Consider the following 12,475-nt stretch of genomic DNA (forward strand, 5'->3'; position numbering starts at 1 on the left):
GCAGCTCGCCGCGCACGAACCGGGGCAGGCGCTGCAGCACGCTCAGGCGGCCGCGACCCTCGCGGCCACCGGTCAGGATGCTGTTGATCAGGATTCCGCCGAGCACCGCACCCGCGATATTGCCGCCGGACGCGCCGCCGCGGGGCGGACGCTGCTGACGTTCCCAGCGCTGCACGTCGTTCTGCGCTGCGCGCAGCGCGTGCGCCGCGAGGGTCGCGGCCGCCTGAGCGTGCTGCAGCGCCTGCCCCGGTTCGTGCGCGGCGAGCTGCTGCGCGGCGTCCAGGTGGCGCTGCGCCTCCGACAGCCGGGTGCGGGCCTCGGCGCCGACCACGCCGCGCCGCGTCCCGATGAAGTCCGCCGCGGCGGTGACCTGCGATCGAGCCGCCCCGAGATCCTGTTCGAGGCGCCGGCGGGTGCGCTGCGCTTCCTCCTGCGCCTGACGGGTCCGATCGCGCAGCGCGTCGAGTCGTGCGTCCGCTTCCACCACCCGGGTGAAACTGCCCAGCGGGTCGGTGTTCATGTCCGCCCGGGCGTGGTCGAGTGCCGCCTGGGCGGCCGCGCGGGCCTCGGCGAGTTCCGCACCACCCGCGGCGGCGAGTTGTTCCGCGTCGGCGATGCCCTGTGCGGCGTCGGCCATCGCGGCCGGCAACGTCGCGATCGCCCGCCGGATGTCGTCGGCGGCGTGGTCGACCGCGTCGAGCATCGTGGCAGCGTGCCCGAGAGCGCCCTCCGCTTCGCGGATGGCTCGCACGGCGTCACCCTGCTCACCGACGGGGCGTGCCACCGCGGTGCGGCCCTGATCGACGGACTTCTCCGCGAACTCGATCTCGTCCTGGGCCAGCGTCACGTTGTTCGTGATCGGGGCGAGCGCGCCGGCCGGGAACTCCGTTCGCAGCTCGTTCAGCGTGGCTTCGGTCTGGGGCAACCGCGCGCGCAACGCGATCGCGCGCTGCGTGAGCGCGTCGAGGCGGGCGGGTGCGTCGAGCAGGAGGTCGCGCATCCGGTCGAACGCCTCGACCTGCGCGTCGAGTTCCCGGTCGGCCCGGCCGCACGACGAGATCAACTGCACGAGCATGTCGCGCTGCTGCTGGGGCGTCTCGGGGAGGGCGTCGTCGAGCCGCTGCCGGATCTCGAATGCGGACGCCAGAGCCGACTGCGCCTGTCGATAGGCGCGGTCGAACGGTTGGACCGCGGCATCGCCGAATTCTCCGCGCGCCAGCTCGAGCGCCTCGGAGCTCGAGCGAACGGCGTTGTCCGTCTCGACCAGGATCTTCTGCGCGTGCAGCTCGAGACCCTCGAGCGGCAGCTCGCGCAGCGCGTCGGTGTCGGTCGGGTCGGTGGCCGCCGCTGCCTGGGCGCCCGCTTCGGCCCGCTTGCGCCGCGCGCGCCGGGAGTACAGGTACACCCCACCGGCACCGGCCGCGATCACCCCGCCCCCGACGAGCAGCGTGGTGCCGGAGCCGGAACCCGACGCCGACAACGCCTCGTCGAGACCCTCGGCCGTCGCCACCGCGGCACCGGCCCAGTCCTGGCTGCGCAGCTGCGGCACGACCCGGTCGGCGCTGATCGCGTCCCGTTCGGACGCGGTGACCCCGGACAGGGCGTTCGGCGTCCACAACGCGTACTCACGGTCCTGCGTGGCCACGGCGAGCAGGGCCGTGTCGGTCCCGAAGTTGCTGGCCTGCGCGGTCCGCTCGGTCCAGTCGTCGGACGACAGTCCGGAGAACGTCGGGACGTACGCCACCCACAACTGCACCCCGTGCTCGGCGTAGAGCGCGTCTGCCGCCTGCTGGATCTGCGCCGTCGCCGCCGGATCCAGGACACCGGCGGTGTCGGTGATCGGCTGGGGGAGCCGGAAGGGCGGCTCGGCCGTCGCCGAACCGGGCAGCAACAGCCATGCCAGGGCCGCGAGCAGGATCGGCACCGACGTCGACAGCGAGCGGCGGAGCGGGCGGGCCGGAAGCGGCCGGACGACGACCGAATGCGGTGACATGCGTCGAATCTATCGGCTCGTATGCGCCGTCGCCCGTGGCGCGTCGCCGGGTGGGCGCGCTCGCAACCCTGGCAGAATCGGGGAGTGAGTACCGCAGCCCGCCCACGCCCGGCCCCGTCCCTCCCTGAACCCCGGCGTGGGTTCGGTGCGGGCGTCGCGCGCTGGACGCGCCGGCTGGTGCTCGGAGTGCTGCTCGCGGCGATCGCCGTCCTCGCCGGAACGGCGATCCGCGTGTGGCAGGTGGCGCGCATCGACGACTGGAGCCGCGCCGACGCCATTGTGGTACTCGGCGCCGCCCAGTACTCCGGCACCCCGTCGTCGGTGTTCCAGGCCCGGCTCGACCAGGCCCTCACCCTGTACGAGAACGGGGTGGCCGAGCGGATCGTCACCGTCGGCGGCAAGCAGGAGGGCGACCTGTTCACCGAGGCGGCGTCCGGCAAGAACTACCTGATCGCACAGGGGGTGCCGGAGTCGGCGATCACCGCCGTCGAGGAGGGGTCGGACACGCTGCTCAGCGTCGAGGCGGTCAGCCGGGAGATGGCCGGGCAGGGACTGCACTCCGCGGTGCTGGTGAGCGATCCGTGGCATTCGCTGCGCACTCGCACCATGGCTCGCGACGCCGGCCTCGACGCGTGGACCGCACCGACCCGCACCGGCCCCGCCGTGTACACCCGGGAGTCGCAGCTGCACGGGATCGCCCGCGAGACGGGCGCGCTGATCTGGTACCAGCTCACCCATGACTCGGCGGACTTCCCCTACACGGCCGCGCAGTGAAGGAGGACGTGATGCCGGGCTACAGCGAACACGAACTCGAGCGGCGCGTCGCCGAGGTCCCGAAGGTGTCGGCGCTCGCCGGTGCCGAGCCGGCGACCGCGAGCCGGACGCCGTTCGCGCGGGACCGTGCCCGCGTCCAGCACAGCGCCGCGCTGCGACGGCTCGCCGACAAGACCCAGGTGGTCGGCCCCCGTGACGGTGACACTCCGCGCACCCGGCTCACCCACTCGATCGAGGTCGCCCAGATCGGCCGCAGCATCGCCGAGGGCCTCGGCTGCGACCCCGACCTGGTGGACCTCGCCGGCCTCGCGCACGACATCGGACACCCGCCCTACGGCCACAACGGGGAACGCGCCCTCGACGAGGTGGCCGCGAGCTGCGGCGGGTTCGAGGGCAACGCGCAGAATCTGCGGATCCTCACGTGCCTGGAGCCGAAGATCCTCCACCCCGACGGCACGAGTGCCGGTCTGAACCTCACCCGCGCGACGCTCGACGCGACGCTGAAGTACCCGTGGACCCGCCCGGCGCCCGGCGCGAAGTTCGGTGCCTACGACGACGACGCCGACGTCCTCGCCTGGGTGCGCGACGGCGCGCCCGACCGGCGCAAGTGCCTCGAGGCCCAGATCATGGACTGGTCCGACGACGTCGCCTATTCCGTCCACGACGTCGAGGACGGCGTCATCGACGGGCGGATCGACCTGCGCGTGCTCACCGACCCGGCGTCGGTGAACACGCTCGTCGATCTCGGCATGCGCGAGTTCTCCGGACTGGACCCGAACGAGCTGGTGGAGGCGGCGAAGCGACTGTCGCAGATGCCGGTGGTCCAGGCCGTCGACACCTACGACGGCAGCCTCGCGTGCTCGGTGGCACTCAAGCGCCTCACGAGCGAGCTCGTCGGCCGATTCGCGACGGCAGCGATCATCGGCACCCGTGCCGTCACCGGCGACCGGGCCGTCACCCGCTACGACGCCGACCTCGTCGTGCCGCCCGTCGTCGCGTCCGAGGTGGCGCTGCTCAAGACCATGGCCCTGCAGTTCGTGATGTCCGACGCCGCCCACCGGCAGCGTCAGGAACGGCAGCGGGAACGGATCCACCGCGTCGCCGAATGGCTGATGCGCACGGCGCCGGTCGGCCTCGACCCGTTCTTCGTGCCGCTGTGGGATGTCGCCGACGACGACGCCGCCCGCATGCGGGTGATCGTCGACCAGATCGCCTCGTGCACCGAGGCCCGGCTCGAACGGATCGACCGCGACAGCCTCGCCGCTCAGGCGAGTTGGGGGTAGCGCCTAGACTCGTCGTCGTGGCCGGGCGTATTTCAGACAGAGACATCGCGGCCGTCCGCGACCGCGTCCGGATCGAGGACATCGTCGGCGAGTACGTCGCCCTCAGGCGCGGCGGTGCCGACTCGATGAAGGGGCTGTGCCCCTTTCACGACGAGAAGTCCCCGTCCTTCCACGTCCGCCCCAACCACGGTCACTTCCACTGCTTCGGCTGCGGCGAGGGCGGCGACGTGTACTCGTTCCTGCAGAAGATCGAGCACATCAGCTTCGTCGAGGCCGTCGAGCAGCTCGCCGACCGGGTCGGCTACACCCTCAACTACGAGGGCGGCGGCCCGTCGGTGCAGCGCGACCGGGGCACCCGCGCCCGGCTCGTCGCCGCCAACGCGGCCGCGCAGGAGTTCTATGCCGAGCAGCTGCGCACGCCCGGCGCGCAGGCGGCGCGGGACTACCTGACCGAGCGCAGCTTCGACGAGTCCGCGGCCGAGGTGTTCGGGTGCGGTTACGCCCCCGACGGCTGGGACGCCCTCACCAAGCACCTGCTCTCCCGCGGCTTCGAGTTCGCCGAACTCGAGGCCGCCGGGCTGGCCAAACAGGGGCGCCGCGGACCCATCGATCGGTTCCACCGACGGCTGCTGTGGCCGATCCGCAATCTCGCCGGCGACGTCATCGGCTTCGGTGCTCGTCGGCTTTTCGACGACGACACGCTCACGGCCAAGTACGTCAACACCCCGGAAACGTTGCTCTACAAGAAGTCTCAGGTGTTGTTCGGACTCGACCTGGCCAAGCGGGAGATCGCCAAGGCGCACCAGGCCGTGATCGTCGAGGGCTACACCGACGTCATGGCGATGCACATGTCGGGCGTGAAAACCGCTGTGGCCGCGTGTGGCACCGCGTTCGGCGACGAGCACCTGGCGATGCTGCGGCGCCTGCTCATGGACGACAGCTACTTCCGCGGTGAGATCATCTACACCTTCGACGGCGACGCAGCGGGCCGCGCCGCGGCGATGAAGGCGTTCGAGGGCGACCAGAAGACCACGGCCAAGACGTTCGTCGCGATCGCGCCCCAGGGCATGGATCCGTGCGAGCTGCGGCAGAAGTCCGGCGACGGGGCGGTGCGCGACCTCGTCGCCCGGCGCACCCCGATGTTCGAGTTCGTCGTCAAGTCGATCCTCGCCGAACACAACCTCGACACCGCCGAGGGGCGGGTGGAGGCGCTGCGCCGCACGGTTCCCGTGGTGGCCCGGATCAAGGAACGCACGCTGCGCGACAGCTACGCGGTGCAGCTGTCGCACTGGGTGGGCTGGGACGACATTCCCGCCGTGCGCCGGCGCGTGCAGGACGAGTCCCGGCGCGTCGCCCGCGGCGGCGACGAGAAGCCGCGCACCGCCGCGCCGCAACAGCGGGCGGAGACGGCCGCGACGGGTACTGTCCTGCGCCGGCCCCGCCCCAACGATCCGGCGCTGTGGCCGCAGCGCGACGCCCTCAAGGCGGCGCTGCAGTACCCCGGCATCGCCGGCACCGTGTTCGATTCGCTGCCCGCCGAGACGTTCACCGATCCGGCGTACGCGGCCGTGCGCGAGGCCGTGGCCGCGGTCGGCGGGACGAGCGCGGGACTCGGCGGCGCGGAATGGGTGGACGCCGTCGGGCGCGCCGCCACCGACCCGATGGTGCATTCGCTGGTCATGGAACTCGCGGTGGACCCGCTGCCCGCGGAGGAGGACCGGATGCCCCGCTACATCGGCGGGGTCCTCGCCCGGCTGCAGGAAGTATGGGTGGGGGAACAGGTCGCCGAACTCAAGTCCAAACTGCAGCGCATTTCCCCGGCCACCGAATCCGACGAGTTCCACTCGCTGCTCGGGGACCTCGTCGCGCTCGAGCAGTACCGGCGCAGCCTGCTCGACCAGGCCATCGGCGACACCAGCGGCGACGGCCTGGCCGGCTGAACTCACGCCATCCGCGTCACCGCCGCAACCGGTCGCGGGGGACGAGGATCGTGGTCTGCTCGTCGAGCGGCTTCATCGGCTCGAGCTTCGGCTCCGGACTGAGGGAGTCGGCCAGCTTCTGCCGGCTCACCTCGATCGCCTTCTTCGTCACCGGACTACCCGCGACCGCCTTCGCCGTCCTGCTGAGCTGTTCGTACCGGGCGCGGCCCGCCCGTGTCCCCAGGACGTAGCCCGCGGCAACCCCCACCAACAGTCCGATCAACGTCGTCTCCATTCAGCCGTGTCAGCGTCCCACCCATCCTGCCCGATCCTCGCCCTCGGGCTCACAGGCAGGCGATTTGGTGCCGCGTCGGGTGGGGCGCTACAGTTCTTCACGCACCGCGGGAAACGGCGGAGCACCGCAGGACAATCCCCTGTAGCTCAATTGGCAGAGCATTCGACTGTTAATCGAACGGTTGCTGGTTCGAGTCCAGCCGGGGGAGCTCCCGGAAAACCCCTTCCACCCGATCCCGGGCGGGAGGGGTTTTCTCGTCTGCGCCGGCCCGAAAGGCGCTGGGTGTGACGGAAATTACAGGCGCCGTGTGGTGCCGGCACGCCGGGGCGGCGACTGCCCGCGCCGGGCGACACGGGGGTGACCCGCGACGCGGGCCGGCCGCCGCAGCCGGTAGCATTCGCCACACGTCGCGTACCTCCGGATGCGCGCGGACGGGGCGGTAGCTCAGTCGGTTAGAGCCGTGGACTCATAATCCATTGGTCGCGGGTTCGAGCCCCGCCCGCCCCACCATTTTCCCAGCTCGGGAGTCGATACCGGGCGCTCGGGCCGGACGAATCGTGGACAGTGGCGGCGCAGGTGCCGGCGGGCCCTTCGGGACTTCGACCGTCACACTCCGACCGTCACACTCCCTGGAGTCGGATCTGCTGGAAGGCGACGGCGTGCCGCACGCCGATGCGCGTTCCGGCCGCCGCGGTGAACTCGCGCAGGAATGTCGCAGGATCGAAGTCCCGGCCCAGTCCGTCCAGGTAGGACCGGTGGGCGCGCAGTGACTCGATTCCGGTGTCGAGGCTCTCGGTGACGTCGACGGCGTGCGAAGGCTGGTTCGCGCCCATCAGGTACACGAGGCCGGTCTCATCCCACGGTGGCAGGTTCTCGTCGAGCAGCTCGGGGAAGATCCAGCGGTTGCCGGCGTCGCGCGCGGCGTCGAGTACCGCCACGCCCACGGCGCGGTGGTCGGCCTGGTTGATGATCCGACCACCGTTCAGGCCGTAGGTCGGCTCGTACGTGGCGGTGATCAGCACCTCCGGACGGAACCGCCGGATCTCGCGGGCAATGGCGCGGCGCAGGTCGAGTCCGTATTCGACGACACCGTCGCGGTATCCGAGGAACGTCACGTCCTCGACGCCGACAACGGCGGCGGCGTCGAGCTGCTCGCGGCGTCGCAGCGGTGCCGCCTCGGCGGGAGTGCGGCCGTCGATGCCGGCCTCGCCGTCGGTGGCGACGACGTAGGCCACCGACTTGCCCGACCGGGTCCAGCGGGCGATGGCGCCGGCGGCGCCGTACTCGAGATCGTCGGGATGGGCGACGACGGCCATCGCGCGGTTCCAGTTCTCCGGCAGCGTGGTCAAAGTGGTGTTCATGACGGCACCTTTCGAAACAGTGGCTGGGTCTCCTTTCCGACGTTGCAGCGGCGCGAGGGACGCATCCTCGGGGCGCGGGTGCCGGTGGGTGCGTCCGTCGGGAGCGGCAGTCGTCAGTAGGGAGGACACACGGTGACGCGAATCCGCGGTGGATTCCCGGGCCGGTGTCCCGATTTCGAGGAGTGACCACCATGCCTGCTACCCGAGTCCAGCTCGCTCTCAACGTCGAGGACATCACCGCGGCGACCGAGTTCTATACCGCGCTGTTCGGGGTGTCCCCGCACAAACAGCGCCCCGGGTACGCCAACTTCGCGATCGAGGATCCCCCGCTGAAGCTGGTGCTGATCGAGAATCCCGGTGCGCGCGAACGCCTGAACCACCTGGGGATCGAGGCGGCCGGTTCCGAGGAGGTGTCCGGAGCGCTGGCCCGATTCCGCGCCGCCGGTCTGACCGCGACGGTGGCCGAGCAGGATCTGTGCTGCCATGCCGTGCAGGACAAGGTGTTCGTCGACGCGCCGGACGTGCCCAACGGGTGGTGGGAGTACTACGCCGTGACCGACGACAACCCCGCCAATCCGGACGGGCTGACGGGCTCGGCGTGTGCGGTTGCGTGCGCGAGCGAGGACAGTCCGGTCGCGGGTGCCTGCTGCGGCTGACAGCAATCGCCCCGGTGGGCCGTCGTGCGACGGCGCACCGGGGCGCGCGCCGGCTCAGCGCGGGTTGCCGGCGCAGCGGCAGTCGGTCGGGGCGGTGTAGTCCATCGGCATCCCGTGGGCATCGAGGGTCAGCGCGCAGCACCGTCCGAGCAGCTCGGCCAGTTTCCGCCGGCCACGCTGAACGCGGGACTTCATTCCGGACAGGGACACGCCTTCGAGGGCGGCGGCGCCGGCCTGGGTCAGTCCCTCGAGGTCGGTCAGCTCGACGGCTCGGCGCTGCTCGGGGGAGAGCCCCACGAGCAGCGGGCGCAGGCAGGCGGACAGCTCCCGCAGCGTGGTCGCCGCGTCGTCGTCCCACTCCTGCCCGGCCTGGTCGGGTGCATCGCCGGTGAGCGGTGCGAGCCGGTCCCGATCCCGGGCGGCGCGGCGGTAGTCGTCGATGATCGCGCTGCGGGCGATCCGGTACACCCACCGGATCAGGTGCTCGCGGTCCTCGACACGGCCGAGGTTCTTGTGGACGCGCAGCAGAATCTCGCCGAGCACGTCGTCGGCGCGGTCCGGATCCGCGATCCGCCGGTGCACGAAGGCGCGGAGCTGCGCACCGAACTCGCGCCAGACGGCTTCGGTAGTCATGGCTTCGGTGGTCATGGCGTCCGTGCCGGCCGCGGAACTGGTCGATGCGCTGGTCATGGTCTGGTCCTCCGGGAAGGGGCGCTGTACGGGCGGTGTCCCTTCACAGACGACGGTACCGGTGAAAGGACGCAGTCCCACGCCGAAGTCGCCGGTGCCGGCACGCCCCGTCCGGATCGGGATTGCGTCCCTGCGGTGGCGGCGACGTCTGTGTCGGTGACAGTGCGGGACACTCGCTCCCGCAGCACCGGACGAAGGAGTGATCATGACCGGCACCGTGGACCGTGACGCCGACCGAACGCTGAAGGCCAAGCACCGGGCGCTGTGGGCGGCCGGGAACTATCCGGCGGTCGCGGCCGACCTGATCCCGACGTTCGGGCCGACGCTCGTCGCCGCGGCCGGGGTGACGGCGGGCCGGCGGGTGCTCGACGTGGGCGCCGGATCCGGCAACGCTGCCATCCCGGCCGCCGAACGGGGCGCGGTCGTCACCGCCGCCGATCTGACGCCGGAGTTGTTCGTCGCGGGCCGGAGAGCCGCGGCCGAGCGGGGCGTCGACCTCGCGTGGGTGGAAGCGGACGCCGAGGCCCTGCCGTTTCCCGACGGCAGCTTCGACGTCGTGCTCTCCAGCGTGGGCGCGATGTTCGCACCACATCACCAGGCCGTCGCCGACGAGTTGCTGCGCGTGTGCCGGCCGGGTGGGACGATCGGGATGATCAACTGGACGCCGGAGGGCTTCATCGGCCAGCTGTTCCGGCTCATGGCCCCGTATGCGCCGCCACCCCCGCCCGGCGCTTCGCCGCCGCCGTTGTGGGGCGACGAGCAGCACGTCCGGGAGTTGTTCGGCGATCGGATCACCGATCTGCGCATGGAGCGCCGAATCGTGGTGATGGACCACAGTCCGGATCCGACCGAATTCCGCGAGTACTGGAAGCACAACTACGGTCCGACGATCGCGGTGTACCGGTTCAACGCCGCCGACCCCGGCCGGACCGCAGATCTCGACCGGAAGTTCCTGCAGTTCCTCACCGACTGGAACCGGGCCGGGCAGCCCGGCCGGACCGCGTACGACGCCGAGTACCTGCTGCTCACCGCCCGCAGAAGGTAGCCGGCCCGGTCGGTGCGGGCGTTCACCGCAACGCCGCGCCGACCTCGTGCGGCCGCGGCAGTAGTGCCGAAGGGAGAAAACAGCAGGGGTGCCGAAGGGAGAAAGCGAAGCCCCGCCGGCTTCGCGCGTCGTCGCCGGCGGGGCAGGGCCACTGTGCAGGGGGGATAGCGGCCGGATCCGAGCGTATTCGGCCTGCGGGGAGATGTGAAGTAGAACGGCCCATTCGGGTAGGGCATAAGGTCCCGATCGGTGCAATTCGGGCGACAGCCGGGGATGTGGCTCTCGCTGCGGACGCGGTTCAGCCCCGTTTCCTCCGCCGCCCCGTGTCGCGGACGTCCGCGTAGCTGTCCAGCACCTCGTGGATCTCGGCGATGGCCTTCCGGCGCGAGCCGGCATCCGCGATGCGCGCGAGCTGCTGTTTGAGACTCACCGCAAGTTCGGCATAGTCGTTCTGCCAATCGCGGCCGGTCAGGCGTGGCATGTCCGGGCGGGCGGGGTGTATTCGCGTGGCCGGGGTGCCGGGCGCCAACAGGTAGCCTTCCCCCATCTCCGGGGTGATGATCGACAGCGAAGGGTCGACCTCCCGCACCAGATCGGCCAGCGCAGCGACGGCCTCCGGTTCGCCGTGGGCGAGAAACAGGCTGCCCGACACGGGGCTGCGCGCCTTGATCCAGTCGAGCAGTTCGGTCTGATCGGCATGGGCGGAGTAGCTGTCGATCCGGCGGATCTGCGCTCGCACGTCGATGTCCTGACCTGAGATGCGGACGCGCTTCGCGCCGTCGAGGATCACGCGGCCCAGTGAGCCCTGCGCCTGGAAACCGACGAACAGGATCGTCGAATCCCGGCGGTGGAGATTGTGCTTCAGGTGATGACGGATGCGTCCCGCCTCGCACATGCCCGAGGCGGCGATGATGATCGCGCCCGACATGTCGTTGATCCGCTTGGAGACGGCAGCGTCGTCGACGTAGTGGATCGCGGGATGGCGGAAGATGTCCTTCCCCTCGAGGTCCTCGAGCTCGCCCGCATGTTCGGCGAACACCGAGGTCGCGCGGTTGGCGAGCGGTGAATCGACGAACACCGGCACCGCGGGGATACGGTTCTCGTCGGCGAGGTGTGCGATGTCGAGCAGCAGTTCCTGCGTCCGTTCCAGCGCAAAGGCGGGGATGACGAGATTGCCGCCGTGCCCGACGGCCCGGCGGATCTCCTCTTCGAGCAGGTCACGTCGCTGGTCGATCGTCATCCGCACTCGAGCCCGGTTGCCGTAGGTGGATTCGCAGACGACATGGTCCGATCCGGAGGGGCCCTCGGGATCGGGGTGGAACGCCTTCTGGGCGGGGCCGAGGTCGCCGGAAAAGAGCAGGCGCACGCCCCCCGCCTCGATCTCCGCCGACGCGGCACCCAGGATGTGCCCCGCGTTCCACAATCGCGCCCGAAAGCCTGCGGCGGGCTCGAACCACTCCTCGAGTGCGACCGCCCGGGTGTGTCCCCAGGCGGCGAGCGCATCCTCCTCGGTGTAGAGCGGGACGAACCGCTTCTCGCGCGTGCGATCGCGCCGCCGGTTTCGCCGCTCGGCCTCGAACTCCTGGATGCGCCCGGCATCGGCGAGCATGAATTCCAGCAGGTCGGCGCTCTGGCCGGTGCAGAAGATCGGCCCGTCGAAACCCTGCGCCACCAGCTTGGGCAACAGACCGCAATGATCGATGTGGGCATGGGTGAGGACGACCGCGTCGATCTCGTCCGGCGCGAACGCGAAGTCGCCGTGGTTCAGCTCCTCGAGGCTGCGTGAGCCCTGGAACAGGCCACAGTCCACGAGGATCCGCGTGTCGCCGAGTGCGACCTCCATGCACGAGCCGGTCACGGTCTTGGCGGCACCGTGGAAGACGAGAGTCGGATGTTGCACCACGCGCAGCTCCTACGGAGTCGCCTGCCGAAATTGTAGGTATCACAGCCAAGCTATCCGAACATCCGGGTCGGGCAGCCGTGCTTGGAAATCTCGCTGACTCGGCGGCGCCGGTCGGGCCCGGCTGAAGGCCTTCACCCGGGGGTCACCCCGCGTGAATATCACCCCGGCAATCACCCGCGTCGGCCGTTACGCCCGCCGGCGGCCGGTCGATGGACATCGTGGTGGCGCCGAGCACCCCGACGCTCGGCGTCACCCCGTACCGGGCGCCCCCGCCTCGAGCAGACGGGGCGGGGGTGTTCGTCGCGTCAGTCCCGCGAATCCGCGCACACGCCGGTGCCGATTCGCTCGTCGCGTGCCGCTCGGTGCGGTGACCGCCGTGGACCGTTCGTCCGCCGCGGAGCGGACCGCGGCGAGCGGTGCTCGGCTCTCAGGGGATGTCTCATTTGGGGAGCTTCTTCCAGCAGGTCAGCGCGGCGGCGAGTTGGAGGAAACCGGCGAAGTGCTCGCCGTGACGTTCGTAGCGGATCGTCAGCCGGCGGTAGCCGGTCAGCCACGC

10 protein-coding genes and 2 tRNA genes are annotated in these 12,475 nt (G+C 70.9%); 7 read left to right on the forward strand and 5 right to left on the reverse strand.

What is annotated here, in order from left to right; all coding sequences use genetic code 11:
- On the reverse strand, positions 1-1,993 hold a 1,993-nt coding region (locus G6038_RS27875; protein WP_240918793.1), incomplete at its 3' end, for a TPM domain-containing protein.
- 174 nt (positions 1,994-2,167) lie between these two features.
- On the opposite strand from G6038_RS27875, the gene G6038_RS27880 reads away from it, so the two are divergent.
- The 3 genes from G6038_RS27880 to dnaG are packed head-to-tail and all read left to right on the forward strand — an operon-like array spanning position 2,168 to position 5,990.
- The gene (locus tag G6038_RS27880) at positions 2,168-2,767 is read left to right on the forward strand and encodes a YdcF family protein (RefSeq protein ID WP_206025748.1); all 600 of its coding nucleotides are present in this window, start codon (positions 2,168-2,170) and stop codon (positions 2,765-2,767) included.
- An 11-nt stretch (positions 2,768-2,778) separates the two neighbouring features.
- Positions 2,779-4,050: a deoxyguanosinetriphosphate triphosphohydrolase gene (locus G6038_RS27885; RefSeq protein ID WP_165041777.1), complete on the forward strand. Its 1,272-nt coding sequence runs from the start codon at positions 2,779-2,781 to the stop codon at positions 4,048-4,050.
- Between the two features lie 17 nt (positions 4,051-4,067).
- A complete protein-coding gene (dnaG, locus tag G6038_RS27890) occupies positions 4,068-5,990 on the forward strand; it encodes a DNA primase (RefSeq protein ID WP_165041779.1) in 1,923 nt (640 codons plus the stop codon).
- 16 nt (positions 5,991-6,006) lie between these two features.
- On the opposite strand, the gene G6038_RS27895 is transcribed toward dnaG, so the two are convergent.
- Complete coding sequence (locus G6038_RS27895; RefSeq protein ID WP_165041781.1) at positions 6,007-6,252, reverse strand: hypothetical protein; 246 nt, start codon at positions 6,250-6,252, stop codon at positions 6,007-6,009.
- Positions 6,253-6,399: 147 nt separating this feature from the next.
- Here G6038_RS27895 and G6038_RS27900 point away from each other — a divergent pair.
- A tRNA-Asn gene (locus G6038_RS27900) sits at positions 6,400-6,472 on the forward strand.
- A gap of 225 nt (positions 6,473-6,697) precedes the next feature.
- Positions 6,698-6,774 (forward strand) — tRNA-Ile (locus tag G6038_RS27905).
- Between the two features lie 110 nt (positions 6,775-6,884).
- Here G6038_RS27905 and G6038_RS27910 read toward each other — a convergent pair.
- A complete protein-coding gene (locus tag G6038_RS27910; RefSeq protein ID WP_165041783.1) occupies positions 6,885-7,625 on the reverse strand; it encodes a PIG-L deacetylase family protein in 741 nt (246 codons plus the stop codon).
- 191 nt (positions 7,626-7,816) lie between these two features.
- Between G6038_RS27910 and G6038_RS27915 the strand changes: the two genes are divergently transcribed.
- On the forward strand, positions 7,817-8,281 hold the full coding sequence (locus tag G6038_RS27915; protein ID WP_065923443.1) for an ArsI/CadI family heavy metal resistance metalloenzyme: 465 nt from the start codon (positions 7,817-7,819) through the stop codon (positions 8,279-8,281).
- Between the two features lie 54 nt (positions 8,282-8,335).
- On the opposite strand, the gene G6038_RS27920 is transcribed toward G6038_RS27915, so the two are convergent.
- Entirely contained in the window at positions 8,336-8,971 is a 636-nt protein-coding gene (locus G6038_RS27920; RefSeq protein ID WP_165041785.1) for a sigma-70 family RNA polymerase sigma factor, read from the reverse strand.
- Positions 8,972-9,176: 205 nt separating this feature from the next.
- On the opposite strand from G6038_RS27920, the gene G6038_RS27925 reads away from it, so the two are divergent.
- A complete protein-coding gene (locus tag G6038_RS27925) occupies positions 9,177-10,016 on the forward strand; it encodes a class I SAM-dependent methyltransferase (protein WP_165041787.1) in 840 nt (279 codons plus the stop codon).
- Between the two features lie 298 nt (positions 10,017-10,314).
- Here G6038_RS27925 and G6038_RS27930 read toward each other — a convergent pair whose 3' ends face one another.
- Positions 10,315-11,919 (reverse strand): MBL fold metallo-hydrolase, encoded by a 1,605-nt coding sequence (locus G6038_RS27930; RefSeq protein ID WP_165041789.1) that lies wholly within the window; start codon positions 11,917-11,919, stop codon positions 10,315-10,317.
- Positions 11,920-12,475: the final 556 nt, after the last annotated feature.

This window comes from Rhodococcus sp. 14C212 (assembly GCF_011058195.1).
Lineage (GTDB): Bacteria > Actinomycetota > Actinomycetes > Mycobacteriales > Mycobacteriaceae > Rhodococcus > Rhodococcus aetherivorans.

Excerpts from the sequence above, each read along its gene's own strand:
- G6038_RS27920 (WP_165041785.1), bottom strand. The coding sequence starts at position 8,971 with ATGACCAGCGCATCGACCAGTTCCGCGGCCGGCACGGACGCCATGACC.
- G6038_RS27925 (WP_165041787.1), top strand. The coding sequence starts at position 9,177 with ATGACCGGCACCGTGGACCGTGACGCCGACCGAACGCTGAAGGCCAAG.
- G6038_RS27910 (WP_165041783.1), bottom strand. The coding sequence starts at position 7,625 with ATGAACACCACTTTGACCACGCTGCCGGAGAACTGGAACCGCGCGATG.
- G6038_RS27915 (WP_065923443.1), top strand. The coding sequence starts at position 7,817 with ATGCCTGCTACCCGAGTCCAGCTCGCTCTCAACGTCGAGGACATCACC.
- G6038_RS27885 (WP_165041777.1), top strand. The coding sequence starts at position 2,779 with ATGCCGGGCTACAGCGAACACGAACTCGAGCGGCGCGTCGCCGAGGTC.